General features: G+C 36.9%; 10 protein-coding genes and 1 pseudogene. 9 read left to right on the top strand and 2 right to left on the bottom strand.

The features are described from left to right. Positions 1–135 precede the first annotated feature (135 nt). Entirely contained in the window at positions 136–1,185 is a 1,050-nt protein-coding gene (locus D8Q48_RS15230; RefSeq protein ID WP_121057099.1) for an AraC family transcriptional regulator, read from the bottom strand. 188 nt (positions 1,186–1,373) lie between these two features. Between D8Q48_RS15230 and D8Q48_RS15235 the strand changes: the two genes are divergently transcribed. The 7 genes and pseudogenes from D8Q48_RS15235 (at position 1,374) to D8Q48_RS15265 (ending at position 9,005) form a co-directional block, all read left to right on the top strand. After that, complete coding sequence (locus tag D8Q48_RS15235; RefSeq protein ID WP_118688457.1) at positions 1,374–3,683, top strand: family 78 glycoside hydrolase catalytic domain; 2,310 nt, start codon at positions 1,374–1,376, stop codon at positions 3,681–3,683. 325 nt (positions 3,684–4,008) lie between these two features. After that, positions 4,009–5,069: pseudogene (locus D8Q48_RS15240) on the top strand (family 43 glycosylhydrolase). 438 nt (positions 5,070–5,507) lie between these two features. Further along, positions 5,508–6,392, top strand: a complete 885-nt coding sequence (locus D8Q48_RS15245) for an Rpn family recombination-promoting nuclease/putative transposase (protein WP_121057101.1) — start codon at positions 5,508–5,510, stop codon at positions 6,390–6,392. 389 nt (positions 6,393–6,781) lie between these two features. Next, positions 6,782–7,030, top strand: a complete 249-nt coding sequence (locus D8Q48_RS15250; RefSeq protein WP_121057103.1) for a type II toxin-antitoxin system HicA family toxin — start codon at positions 6,782–6,784, stop codon at positions 7,028–7,030. A 2-nt stretch (positions 7,031–7,032) separates the two neighbouring features. Continuing rightward, complete coding sequence (locus D8Q48_RS15255) at positions 7,033–7,245, top strand: type II toxin-antitoxin system HicB family antitoxin (RefSeq protein WP_117991387.1); 213 nt, start codon at positions 7,033–7,035, stop codon at positions 7,243–7,245. A gap of 25 nt (positions 7,246–7,270) precedes the next feature. Further along, positions 7,271–7,756 carry a PAS domain-containing protein gene (locus D8Q48_RS15260; protein WP_172697017.1) on the top strand — a complete coding sequence of 162 codons (486 nt, stop codon included), beginning with the start codon at positions 7,271–7,273 and terminating at the stop codon, positions 7,754–7,756. A gap of 181 nt (positions 7,757–7,937) precedes the next feature. Continuing rightward, the gene (locus D8Q48_RS15265) at positions 7,938–9,005 is read left to right on the top strand and encodes a family 43 glycosylhydrolase (protein WP_117991393.1); all 1,068 of its coding nucleotides are present in this window, start codon (positions 7,938–7,940) and stop codon (positions 9,003–9,005) included. 49 nt (positions 9,006–9,054) lie between these two features. Here D8Q48_RS15265 and D8Q48_RS15270 read toward each other — a convergent pair whose 3' ends face one another. After that, entirely contained in the window at positions 9,055–10,134 is a 1,080-nt protein-coding gene (locus D8Q48_RS15270) for an AraC family transcriptional regulator (RefSeq protein ID WP_117991395.1), read from the bottom strand. A gap of 165 nt (positions 10,135–10,299) precedes the next feature. On the opposite strand from D8Q48_RS15270, the gene D8Q48_RS15275 reads away from it, so the two are divergent. Both D8Q48_RS15275 and D8Q48_RS15280 read left to right on the top strand, forming a co-directional pair. Next, a complete protein-coding gene (locus D8Q48_RS15275) occupies positions 10,300–11,679 on the top strand; it encodes a glycoside-pentoside-hexuronide (GPH):cation symporter (RefSeq protein ID WP_121057107.1) in 1,380 nt (459 codons plus the stop codon). Positions 11,680–11,762: 83 nt separating this feature from the next. After that, positions 11,763–14,042 carry a family 78 glycoside hydrolase catalytic domain gene (locus tag D8Q48_RS15280; RefSeq protein WP_121057109.1) on the top strand — a complete coding sequence of 760 codons (2,280 nt, stop codon included), beginning with the start codon at positions 11,763–11,765 and terminating at the stop codon, positions 14,040–14,042. The last annotated feature ends 4 nt before the right edge of the window (positions 14,043–14,046 follow it).

The following is a 14,046-nucleotide window of genomic DNA, read 5'->3' on the forward strand; positions in this document are numbered from 1 at the left end:
TGAAAGGTTTCCATATAAGTATTCTTCACATACTTTTATAATTATTTCTTTTGAATATTTAGACATAAAAAACCCCCTTAAGTAGATTTTGGTTATTTACCTTGTCTACTTAAGGGGAATCATACCACTCTGTCCCTATCTGGTTTTATTGCGATATTCCAATGGGGTCATCCCAAAATACTTCTTAAACGCTTGTCTGAAATTACCGATATCTGAATACCCTAATTCCTCGGAAATAACCGCGATGGAAATATCTGGATTGGCAAGCAGGCGGGTAGCCTGGTTCATACGTAATTGCTGGATATTTTCGCTGAAACTCATACCTGTACTGGATTTGATAATCCTTTGTAATTGACGTTCGCTGTAATTGAAGAAAGAGGACAATTCTTTCAAAGTAACTGTAGCGAAATGCTCCTGTATATATTTCAAGATGAATATCAGGTTTTCATTCTGGTCATCTTCAGCCAGTGACGGAACGATAACATTTGCACCATGATTGCGAAGCAGTGTAATGAAAAATGCATCGATAATGGAATTGAGCATCCGGTTTTTATATTGACGGTTTCCAATAAATTCTTCATAAGCATAGCCGACATAATTAAATAATTCGTGATTACCATGTGTACGGAATAGAAGGTAAGGGTGTGTCGGTGAATGATATAACATACGCATGAAAAAATCTGATAACACATCATTTTCCGATAAGGTCCCGAAGAAAGCGGTCTCAAAGGTGCTGGTTCTAAGTATAATATTGAATACGATACAGTCATCGGAAAATACACTGATAGCATGCGGTGTATTTGGTGCAATGATGCAAATATCACCGGACTGTATTTCCAATTTTTGCTCCTGAATATAGTTGGAACAAGACCCATGTAAAACACAGAGTACCTCCAAAAAAGAATGAGAGTGCCAGTTACATGGAAGGTAACGAAAATGTTTATAGATTTCGCAATCTAAGTTTTTATGAAAAAATAAATCTTCTTCCAGATTGTCAACCAGGAATTTAGGAAATAAACAATCATCTGTGTGACTGGCTTTGACAAAAATATCTCGGCAATCCTTAATATCATGTGGTTTTTCTAAGTGCCGGTCTTGATTTTCGAAATATAAGTCTTTTAATCGTTGCTCTGTCTTACACAAATTTGTATCTATTTCATATTCGTAAGCATCATAAAATCGCATAAGGTATCCTTTCACTGTCCGATAGTGTTAATTTGTTATACTTATTATACCAAAGACAAATTTAAAATTCTTTAAAATTCATAGAAATGTCATCTTTGTAATGCAGGAGTGTCTGATTTGCAACTATGTTGTAAAATGAGGGATTGCTATACTATGAAATATAATAAAGCAGAAGGAGAATCTGGATAATGGGAATATTAGGAAATTGGATTACAAATAAAACAGCAAAACCATTTTATGCAAGAAGAATTATAAAAATATGTAAGCCGGTTTTACATGCAGAGGCAAAGGTATGTGGACTTGGTCAGTTTCATTTTTATATAAATGGATGTAAGATAGAAGATCATGAGCTGGACCCGGGATGGACGGATTATCACAAACTGATTGAATATGTAACATTTAATATAACATCATATTTAAAAGAAGGGGAAAATGTAATTGGAGCGGAGGTCGGAAACGGCTGGTTTTATAAGATGGACGAGCATTACACATTTAAATTTCCGGAATTTATGCCGCCAAATCCGAATCCATATAAACCATTTGGTGAAGAACTTGTATTGGCAGTAGAATTAATGATTACTTATGTTGATGGAACAGTAGAAGTTATTCATGCAGATGAAGATTTTCTTGTAAAAGAGCATCCGGTTGTAATGAGTAATGTATATGGTTCAGAGACAATTGACGGAAGAAAGAATCAGGATGGATGGTGTACAGCAGAGTTCAATACGACAAGTTGGGAGAATGCTTCGATTGTTACAAAGGAGAAAGAGCCGACCGGTCGGATGATCGACCAGATACAGCCACCAGTGAAGGTGCTCCATTCTTATCAGGGAGAATATTTGAATAACGTACAGAGCAAAGATATCTATGATTTTACACAAAACATGTCAGGAATTTTAGAGTTTGAAGTAAAAGGAAAAGAGGGGGATGAAATTCATCTTTACCCTGCCGAGAAACTTGCAAAAAATGGGGATATCGACCAGATGGCGAAAGGCTGGGTAGATTTGGATTCCTGTATTACTTATATTATCGGACAGGACGAAGTATGGGAAACATGCAGAATGAAATTTACGTATTTTGCGGGAAGATATGTTGCAATTGAGAAGCCGGAAAACTGTGAGGTGCGTAATCTTACGGCTCATGCAATCAGCAGTGCTTATGAGACGGACGGAACATTTACATGTGATGACAAACGTTATGAGCAGATTTACAGTCTGGTGGAAAAAGCAGTTGAGGCAAATATGGTCAGTGTGCATACCGATTGTCCGACAATTGAGCGATTTGCATGGCAGGAGCCGAATCATTTGATGGCACCATCGATTATGTATATGAAAAACGGACGCAAATTGTGGGAGAAGTTTTTGCTTGACATGAGGACAGCACAGCATACGGAACAGGACTATTTTTATGATTTTGCAGGAAATAGAGTTTATCCGGGAGATGGACTGATGCCGTCACAGTGTCCATGTTATATTCCGAATGTACTTCCGGTTCCGGGGATGGGAAGTTTCTATGATATTATCGGTTGGGGAAGCACCTGTATTCTTGGAACATATTGGCATTATATGTTCTATGGGGATAAGAAGATCATTGAAGATAACTACGATGCAGGTATGAGATATCTGGAACATTTAAAAACAAAGGTTACAGAAGAAGGATTTATCAACCATGGCCTGGGTGACTGGGGCAATCCGAAAAATGAACTTGCAAGAGAAAATATCGAGACGGCTTTTCTGTATGCAGATACCATAACGCTTGCGAAGTTTGCTGAGATTCTCGGAAAAATCGAGGATAAAAAGGAACTGGAAGCTTATGCAGAGCAGGTAAAGAAAAATTACAATGAAAAGTTACTGGTCTGGAATTCAGAAAAGGAATATTGGTGTTATCGTGCATGGGATCATGAAGACGAGTTGTTTACGACACAGGCAGTAGAAGCGTTACCGCTTTATTGGGGATTAGTACCGGAGGACAAAGAGGCGGATGTTGTGAAAGCTTTTCGCGATACCTTGGAAACAGAAGGTGCATTTGTCAGCGGAGAAATCGGACTTCCATATGTAATTCAGACAGCACGCAAATATCAGATGAATGACTTGATCTGCCAATTTATTTTGAGGAAAGAACATCCAAGTTATTATGCATTTGTATTGGATGGAGAGACGACATTGGGTGAATATTGGGAGAGCAATCCAAGAAGCCACTGTCATGATATGATGGGGCATATTGTAGAGTGGTATTATAATGGTATCGCAGGAATCCAGGGAATCGAGCCTGGATTTAAGAAAATAAAGATTTGTCCATATCTGCCAGAGAGTATGCATGAGTTTAAGTGTACTTATCGTTCTGCGGCAGGGGAAATTTCAGTTCAGGTGAAGGAAGAGCAGGATGGACTGGTATTGCAGGTGAAAGTGCCAAAGGGCGTGGAGTATCAGATTGATACAACCAATCTGGAAAGTAGCAGAGGGGTTGTGACAGAGAAGATTAAGGTGGAGGTAGATTAGTGTGAGAGAGTTCAGTAACAGACGAAATCCAATATTACCATTGGAATACCATGTGCCGGACAGCGAGGGCCATGTAATGCCGGATGGAAAGTTGTATGTATATGGGAGTTTTGATGACAGAGAAGATGTTTATTGTAGTGAGAAATATCATGTGGTATCGACAGCCGATATGGAGCATTGGACGATTCATGAGGAATCGTTAAACGGTAATCAGATTCCTTGGTTCAATAACCCGGTTGCACCAAAATATTCAGGAATTGATTGGAGCCATCCAACATCATTTATCCAGAAAATGATTCAGCGAGACCTTGAGAATGGTGTCGATATGAAGGCAAAATTTGAAGAGGCAGAAAAAGAAGAAAAGGAAAAGCCGGCACTTCTCTTTGCACCGGATTGTCTGGAACGCAATGGAAAATATTATCTTTACTTTTGCATGCCGGATGACAGTGAAGGAGTTGCAATATCAGACAGACCGGAGGGACCATTTACAAATCCAATACAGCTTCCGTGTGGGGAATTGATCCGGCAATATTTATTGATGATGATGGACAGGCATATTATTATTGGGGACAATTATTTTCACATGGAGTAAAACTGAATGAAGATATGATTTCCTTCAATCGAGATGAGATAGTAGATGATCTGGTGACGGAAGAAGAACATTTCTTTCACGAAGGCTCTTCCATGAGAAAAATCGGTGATACCTATTACTATGTATATGCCGATATGGAACGTGGGAAACCAACTTCACTTGGATATTCTACAAGTAAGTCTCCAATGGGACCGTTTACTTATCGTGGAATTATCATTGATAATGATGGATGTGATCCGGCGAGCTGGAATAATCATGGATCAATTGAATGTGTAAATGGACAGTGGTATGTATTTTATCATCGCTGCAGCCGAGGAGTACAGCAACACAGAAGACTTTGCATCGAGAAGATAGAGATATTGGAAGATGGTACAATCCCGGAGGTGAAGATGACCTCGCAGGGCATCGGAGAGCCATTTGCACCGAGAGAAGTCATCAAGGGATATCAGGCATGTGAAATATCCGGTTCCGTGTATATCGGAGTGAATGAAGATGCAGAGAGTGCAGAGGAATATCCAGAGGTACTGATGAATATTTCTGTGGGAGATGAAGTGATGTTTCGTTATGTGAAGAGTGAGCAGGAGTGGAAGGAAATTTTCTTAAAATATCGTGGCAGTGGAAAAGTTAAAGTAAAAATGGATGGAACTTGTGCAGGCGAAATAACACTTACAGATAATAAGGATGTTACAAATACAACAAACCAGGAGATATGTATGGAAGCTGGGGAATATGAGCTGGAACTGGAAATTGTAGAAGCAGATAAGCTGGAAATTATTGAAATTATGCTGGCATAATAAGGAGAACTAGAGAGGATGGATTTTATAAAAGTTATCCACAGAATTGCCAACAAAAAAGAAGAGTTATCGACAAGAAACACATTGCGAATGTACAGATGGTAGCTTAAGCTATATCTATACTCATTTCTAAAAATTAATCGATTAGTTAAGACTCTTGAAAGTCTAAGGTGCGGGATGAGAATTTTATAAGTTCTCATTCCGTACAGTTATCTATATTCATTTCAGAATATAACATGAGTTTTTTAAAGAACTTGAGTTCAGTAACAAATTCAAAATGTAAAAATCCGAACAAATATAAAAAACAAGAACAAGACTGTTAAAATGGAAGTAGAAAAAGTATCTTTTATAGAAAAAGTAAATGTGATAAAATTAAGAAAATAGGATTTTCTATTTCTGTTTGACAGATAATTGTCATGAGAAAAAGGAGAAAATTCTATGAAAAAAACAAAAGAATTAAAGGAAAAAGAAAATTTTATAATGTTTCCCACAGTGGATTTTTGTTTCAAAGAATTAATGCAGAATGAGAATGTAAGGAAAGGCATTATTGCAGCTTTATTGAATGTATCACCTGATGAGATTGAATCTACCATCCTTATACAGACAATATTGAGAAAAGAATATGAGGATGATAAGTATGGGATTTTAGATGTGCGTGTAAAATTGAAGAATGGAACACAGATAGATTTTGAAATGCAGGTGGCAGCATATGAATATTGGGATAAACGTTCTATTTTTTATTTGAGCAAAATGTACACAGAACCGATTAAAGAGGGAGAAGGATATGATACATTAAAAAAATGTATTCATGTTAGTATTTTGAATTCAGTACATTTTCCTGAAGATGATATATGTTATCGAAGGATTGCATTTTGTGATACAAAGACAGGAAAAGAATATTCCGATCTTATGGAGATGCATATGTTGGAGTTAGCGAAATTGCCTCCGGAAGCTCAGAATGAAGAAGGCATTATTCTTTGGATGCGTTTTCTCGGTGGAAGATGTGAGGAGGATTTTAAGCATATGGCAGAAAAGGATAAGTACATAGAAGAAGCATATGATACCTTGAAAAAAATAAGTGCAGATGAAGAGAAACGTCTTGAGTATGAGGCTCGTCAGAAAGTGATTCGGGATCATAACTCATTTATGAAAAGTGCAGAGAAACGAGGACTGCAGCAAGGAATAGAGAAAGGAATACAGCAAGGAATACAGTACACTTTAAAGGCATTGGAATTGAAGAGACAAAATTTGAGTGCAGAGCAGATTGCAGAAGAACTTCAAATTTCATTAAACGATGTGAAAATGATTTTAGGAGAAAAATAACAGCATGCATGCGAGAACAATTTAAACCAGTGGGGACGGAGTTTTTGGCTTAATAAATGTCTCCTGTGGATAAGAAGAAACACTGATATATTTGCGAAAAATCTTTCCACAGAATTGCCAACAAAAAAGAAGAGTTATCGACAAGAAACGCATTGCGAATGTACAGATGCTAGCTTAAGCTATATCTATACTCATTTCTAAAAATTAATCGATTAGTTAAGCCGTGTGAAAGTCGGAAGTACGGAATGAGAATTTAAATCTTTTGAATTCTTATTCCGTACATTTATCTATATTCATATCAGGATATAAAATGAGTTTTTCAAAGAATTTAAGTTTAGTAGCAAATCTAAATTTCCAAATAAGAACAATTTAATAAAGGAGAGGATAAATTGTCATCAGTAGATAAAATATTGACTGCGGTAATGTGTGGAACAAGAGATAAAAATATTTTATTTTTGGATCTTCGAAAACTATTGGATGTTTTAGGATTTCGATGTAGAATAAAAGGGGATCATTTTATATATTATAAAGAGGGCGTTAGTGAAATTATTAATATTCAACCGGAAGGAAATAAAGCGAAGGCATATCAAGTTAAGCAGGCAAGGTGCATTATATTAAAATATAAAATGGAGGTCTGAAATTGAATAAATATAAACAAATTATTTATTGGTCAGAGGAAGATAATAGATTTATTGTAGAAGTTCCGGAATTACCGGGATGTATGGCAGATGGAACAACGGAAACGGAAGCACTGAAAAATGCAGAGCAGGTTATTTCGGAGTGGATTGAGACAGCAAGAATTTTGGGGAGAGAAATTCCACAGCCTGAGGGACGATTGGTATATATGGGATAGTGAGTGTAAGGAGGACCTGAAAACCATGCACGCGAGAACAATTTTACAGTCATTACAACAAGGCATTCTGATTTGTAACAGAAATGCAAGAATCATATATTTTAATGATGCTTATGGGGAGTTCATTGGGAAGCGCCTTGAAGAAGTTCAAGGAGAGGAGATAACAAAGTATCGAAAGCATGCAATGGTTCCACAGGTGATTCAGTCGCAGATACCAATAGAAGGAATTGTACGTACGGAAGGAAATCAAGAGTATTTTGCAAGTGTCTATCCAATCATGGAGGGGGATATTCCTAATGGAACAATCTCAATTGTAACAACTCTTGCACAGCACCAGTTAAAAGTAAAACAAAAAACAGAGATGCTTGCAGAGAGGGTACGAAAATTTGAACGTGAAGAAATTCTGGCAGAAGTTGCATATTGCGGAGGTGGCGTAGAAGGGAAGAAAAGAGCGGCAGCCCGACTAGGCATATCGTTGGCGACATTGTACAATAAAATAAAAGAAGATTAGGGACGAGCGGTAATTTCTAAAATTTTAGAAATTATCGCTCGTTTTATCTGGGGTATAGCTATAATATAACACGTAACAAAGATGGAAAAATGTCATAAATGAACCTTTGATATGTCAGTTGAAATACTTTGGGCTGTATTTGAATCTTGCTACAATGATAAAAAAATAAGGAGAATGCAGAATGAACAATTCAATTAAACCAGGTCAGGTATGGCTTGATACAGAGGGAAAACGAATTCAGGCACATGGTGGAAGTGTAATCTGTGTGGAAGATACATTTTATTGGTATGGAGAAAACAAAGAAAATACTACTGGACAGGATAAGACATGGCATTGGGGAGTAAGATGTTATTCATCAAAAGATTTATACAACTGGAAAGACGAAGGAATTATCATTCCACCAAATCTGGAAGATGAGACATCACCATTACATCCTACATCGATGATGGACCGCCCTCACATTGTATACAATAAAATGACACAAAAATATGTGGCATGGCTTAAGATTATGAATGAGCCCCCATGTTTTACAGTTTTGACGGCAGACCACATTTTGGGACCATATAAATTGAAGAATGCACGAGTGAATCCGTGTGGAATGGCTGTTGGTGATTTTGATATTGCAGTAGAGCCGGTTGACAATAAAGCTTACTTAATCAGTGAACGTCCACACATTACGTTATATGTTGCGGATCTAAATGATGAGTATACTGATGTGACAGGGAATTACTCAGAACATTTTCCACACACGGCACCGCCGGAAACTCGAGAGGCACCAGCACATTTTGTGAGAAAAGGAATGCATTATTTGATTACATCAGGAACGACAGGATATCATCCGAATCCATCAGAAATAGCAGTGTCAAAATTATGGCATGGACCATATGAGATTCTTGGGAATCCGCATGTGGGGGATACATCAAAAACATCGTTCAACTGTCAAATTTCATCTGTATTTAAGCATCCGATGAAGAAAGATCTTTATATTGCTATTGGAGATCGCTGGCGACCTGAGATTCCAGAACTAGAGGGTGAGAAATTTATAACAGGTGAAGGCTACGAAGAAACAGCGCAAATGTTTCGGACAATTTTTGACCCAGAGGCGGAATTTATATTTGATGAAAATGCATCAAAGAATTTGTTTATAAATGCATCAATTGCAGATTATGTTTGGCTTCCACTTCGCTTTGATGGTGATAATGTTCGAATCGAATGGATGGATGAATGGAAAATAGAAGAATTTGAATAGTAGACTGAAAGGAGCTCAGCGCAGATAATATCTGGTGCGCTAGCTCCTTTTAAATTTCCTTATTTAGAGCTCGATATTCCGCTGGTGTCATTTGGTATTGTTGGATAAAGAGCTTTTTCAGGTGATTCGGATTAGAATATCCGACTCGAGAGGCAATCTGTTTTTGTGAAAGATCCGTTGTTATTAATAATTCAGCGGCATGTTTTAATTTTATCTTTTGAATATTTTGGGAAAAACTTTGCCCTGTATATTCCTTTAGCAGGCGGATCATATGTCTTTCACTGTAATGAAAGAAATGTGCCAGTTCTTGGAGTGTGACATTTTGATATCGCTGTTCCATATATTTGAGTATAAAAATAAAGTTGTTTTCTTCATCTGATCCATTTGGATTTGGAAGACATAAGTCTTTTTCATGATTTCGAAGGAGCAGGGAGAAAAATAATTCTACAAGTTGATTTTTAACTGCATTTTTGTATCTCTTATTATCACATTCCTCTTGATATAAGGCGGTAAGAATCGTAAATACCTCAGAATCAACAGACGCATGAAAGAGAAGGTAAGAGAATTTTTCATTATGATATAATGTGTTTTTGAAAAATTCGCTTAGAATTGTCTGATCTTTCAAAATATAAAAAAAGTTTGAATCAAAAGTATTGGAGCGAATCAAAAGATTTATAATAAGACTATCTTCATTTGTGTCCGAAATTGTGTGCATGGTTCCTGGAGCAATGATTAGAATATCCCCGGCTTGAAGCATATATGTTTGTCCACCAATGGAGTTTGAACAGCTGCCATTTAACACACACATGATTTCAAAAAAATCATGAGAGTGAGGGAAAGCGGGAAGAAATCTGGGGTGCCGTACAAGGAAGACATCATGATCAAAGTTCTTAAAAAAATCTTCAGAAAGAGTTTCCTCCAAGAAAATGTCAACATGAAATTGATTCAGGATTTCTTTGTGTAAAAAGCTACGTATTTCTTCGAGTGCGGAAACGTTGTACAGGTGAGCGTTTTCAGTATCATACTGCAGAAAGCATTCTTTTAGAAAGTCTTCTATTTTCAACATCGTTTCGCCTGAACAGGAAGATATCGTGCTTTTATTGTAGATGGCAGGTGAAAATAATTTCATGAATAGCGTCCCTTTCTCTTTTTATTGCTTGTAAACAGTATAACACAAAATGTCATGAAAAATAATACAGTGTCATTTATTGTTTTCACTATGTCACTTTTCTGACTATTCTACTCACCTACATTTTTTTATAATACATATAAATTTGAAAGGAAGGGTGTAAAGATGAATACGAAAGAAAGTGGGAAACTAAAATTATCGGAACGTCTGGCATATGCAATTGGCGGACTTCCAGAGGTTGCAAATTCAATTATCGCGGCATTCTTAACAATGTTCTATACAGATAATATCGGATTGGCAGCAGGAATGGTTGGTACGATGTTCTTCATATCTAAGTTATTTGATGGAATCAGTGATTTAGTTGCAGGAACGATTGTAGACCATACGAGAACAAAATGGGGAAAAGCCAGACCATGGCTTTTATGGCTTTCAGTTCCAACGGGCTTATCACTGGCACTGATTTTCTTTATTCCTCAAAATGGATCAAGCACAATGCAATTGATTTATGCATTTGTTACATATAATTTATATACAACGATTATGTATACAATGACAGGAATCGCTAAAAATGCTTTGATGCCTCTTATGACACAGAATATGCAAGAACGTGGAATTTTATCAACATTCGCAATGTTTGTTGGATTAGGTGGAACAATTTTAGGATGCTCATTTACATTTCCACTTATCTTTTCTCTTGGAGGAGATATAAAAGCATGGCGAACATTGTTTATGATTTACGGAGCATTAGTAACAATTGGTCTTTTGATCGGTTTCTTCTTTACAAAAGAATATGTACAATCGGTTGAAAGTGTAACAAACGAAAAAGCAGAAGCAGTGAGTTTCTTAGAGGGGACAAAGATGTTTGTGAAGAACAAATATCTGGTACTTGCTCTTGTGATGACAGTTGTAGTAAATCTTATGGTACAGCTTGGAACATGTTCACAGACTTATTTTTATACTTATTCAATGGGCGATCCAATGCTTATGACTTCATTGAGTCTGGTTGGTGTTGTTCCAACACTTATTAGTATTGCAGTTCTTACAGGTCCATGCCTGATGAAATTTGGAAAGAAAAAATCAATGTATATAGGCGCAGCGGGACAGATGATAGGAAGTATTATTAAAGCACTTGCAGCGCTGAGCTTAAACGTACCGGTTTTGATCATTGGAACAGTGATCGGAGGATTAGCAACGGGACCATTATCAGTACCTGTAGCAACATTGGCTTCCGATGGTATTGATTATGGTGAATTCCTTTTCAATAAACGAATTGAAGGTGTCGGATCTGCGATTACAAGTTTTTCGCAGAAACTTAGTTCAGGACTCGCAGCAGCAATGGTTGGATGGGTGCTTGCTTTAACTGGATATGTGGCAAACGGAGTACAGAATCAGGCAACAAACATAGGTATTATTTCACTGTTTGCTATTATACCGGCAGTTTTGGAAATCATCATCATTATTCTGTTAAAAGTATTCTATCATTATGATCAAGAGGCAGATAAAGTATTGGTAGAATTAGAAACAAGAAAAGAACAAGTTAAATAATAAACGATAAGAATTTATAAATAGGCTGTAAGAAGAACTGCAAGATAAGTTGTTCTTTTTACAGCTTATTTAGGAGGATAAAAATGAACAGCTTAGGAAAATGGATTACAAATGGCAGTGAACGTCCATTTTATACAAGAAAGAATATAGAGATTACAAAAGAGATTACAAATGCAGTTGCATATGTATGTGGATTGGGACAGTTCAACTTTTACATTAACGGAGCGAAGGTTTCGGACCATGTCTTGGATCCGGGATGGACAAACTATGACAAACTGATCCAGTATGTTACATTTGATGTAACAAAGTATTTAAAAGAAGGTGTAAATACAATCGGTGCAGAGATTGGAAATGGATGGTTTATTATGAATAACGATCATTATACGTTCGCATTTCCAGCGTTTATGCCGCCGAATCCAAATCCATATCACGCATATGGCAAAAGTCTTGTATTTGCTATGTGCCTAGAGGTTGAATACAAAGATGGAACCAAGGATGTGATGACAGCAGATGATACATTTAAAGTGGCAGAACATATGGTGACTGTTTCGAATGTATATGGGTCAGAATATATTGATGGGCGAAAAACACAGATTGGATGGAATACGATAGCATTTGATGATTCTAAGTGGGAAAAAGCGAAGATAGTAGCAGAGGAGGATGAGCCGAAAGGAGAGCTACAAAATCAAACTCAGCCACCAATTAAAGTAATTCATACTTATGAAGGAAAATATCTTCACGATTACGCGGATAAAGAGTCTGGGGAAATTCGTAAAATCTATGATTTTTCGCAGAATATGTCCGGTATGTTAGAAGTAAAGGTCAAAGGAAAAGCAGGAGATGAAATTCATTTTCTTGCAGCAGAGAAACTTTCACCAGAAGGTGATGTAGATCAGATGGCAAAGAACTGGATGATGATAGATAATTGTATTACTTACATTGTTGGAAAAGATGATGAATGGGAAACGTGTAAATTAGTTTTTACGTATTTTGCAGGGAGATTCATGGGTGTTGAAGCAAAATCAGATGCTGTTGAAATTGGTGAAATGAAAGGGCATGCAATTACAAGTGCTTATGAGGAAAGCGGAACATTTGAATGTGATGATGAGAGATATAATCAAATCTATGATATGGTGGAAAAAGCAGTTGAAGCGAATATGATGAGTGTGCATACGGACTGTCCAACGATTGAACGTTTTGCATGGCAGGAGCCAAATCATTTAATGGCACCGGCAATCATGCATATGAAAAACGGGAAAAAACTTTGGGAAAAATTTTTATTAGACATGAGAGTGCAACAGCATACAGCGGATGATTATTTCTATGATTATGAAGGAAATAAATTTTATCCAGGAGATGGACTCATGCCGGGACAGGCGCCATGTTATATTCCAAATGTACTTCCGGTTCCGGGGATGGGAAGCTTTTATGATATTATTCCATGGGGAAGTACTTGTATTATAGGAACGTATTGGCATTACATTTTCTATGGGGATCAGAAAATTATTGAAGATAATTATGATGCGGGAATGAAATATTTCAAATATCTTCAAACGAAAGTGACGGAAGATGGGTTTATCAATCATGGATTAGGAGATTGGGGAAATCCAAGAAATGAACTTGCAAGAGAAAATATTGAGACTGCCTTTTTCTATGCAGACGCAAAAGTGTTGGCAAGATTTGCAGAGATGCTTGGAAAAGATGAAGATAAAGGAACATTAGAAACATATGCAGATGAAATTAAGAGTAACTATAATGAGAAACTACTTGTACAGAATGAGGAAGGATACTGGTGTTATAAAAACTGGGATCATCCGGATAAATTAGTTATGACACAGGCAAGTCAGGCACTTCCATTATACTGGGGGCTTGTTCCAGAAAATAAGAAAGACGATATAGTAAAGGCTTTCCGTCAGACACTTGTGAATGAGCAGGCTTTTATTGCCGGAGAAGTAGGACTTCCATATGTAATTCAGACAGCGCGTGAAAATGGAATGAATGATTTGATTGCGCAATTTATATTAAGAGAAGAACACCCAAGTTATTATGCATTTATTTTAGATGGAGAGACAACTTTGGGTGAATATTGGGAAAATAATCCAAGAAGTCATTGTCACGATATGATGGGACATATTATTGAATGGTATTATAATGGTATCGCAGGAATTATTCCAGAGGAACCTGGATTTTCTAAGGTTACAATAAAACCTTATATGCCAAATACGGTGAACTATTTTATATGTACTTTCAATACACCGCAGGGTGAGATTAAGGTATCGGCAAGAAGAAGTGGAAAAGAAGTTGAATTGGATGTGAAGGTTCCAGAAACGATTGAGTATATAGTGGATAGAAGCAATTTATAAAGGA

Source organism: Ruminococcus sp. B05 (genome assembly GCF_003628495.1).
Lineage (GTDB): Bacteria > Bacillota > Clostridia > Lachnospirales > Lachnospiraceae > Schaedlerella > Schaedlerella hominis.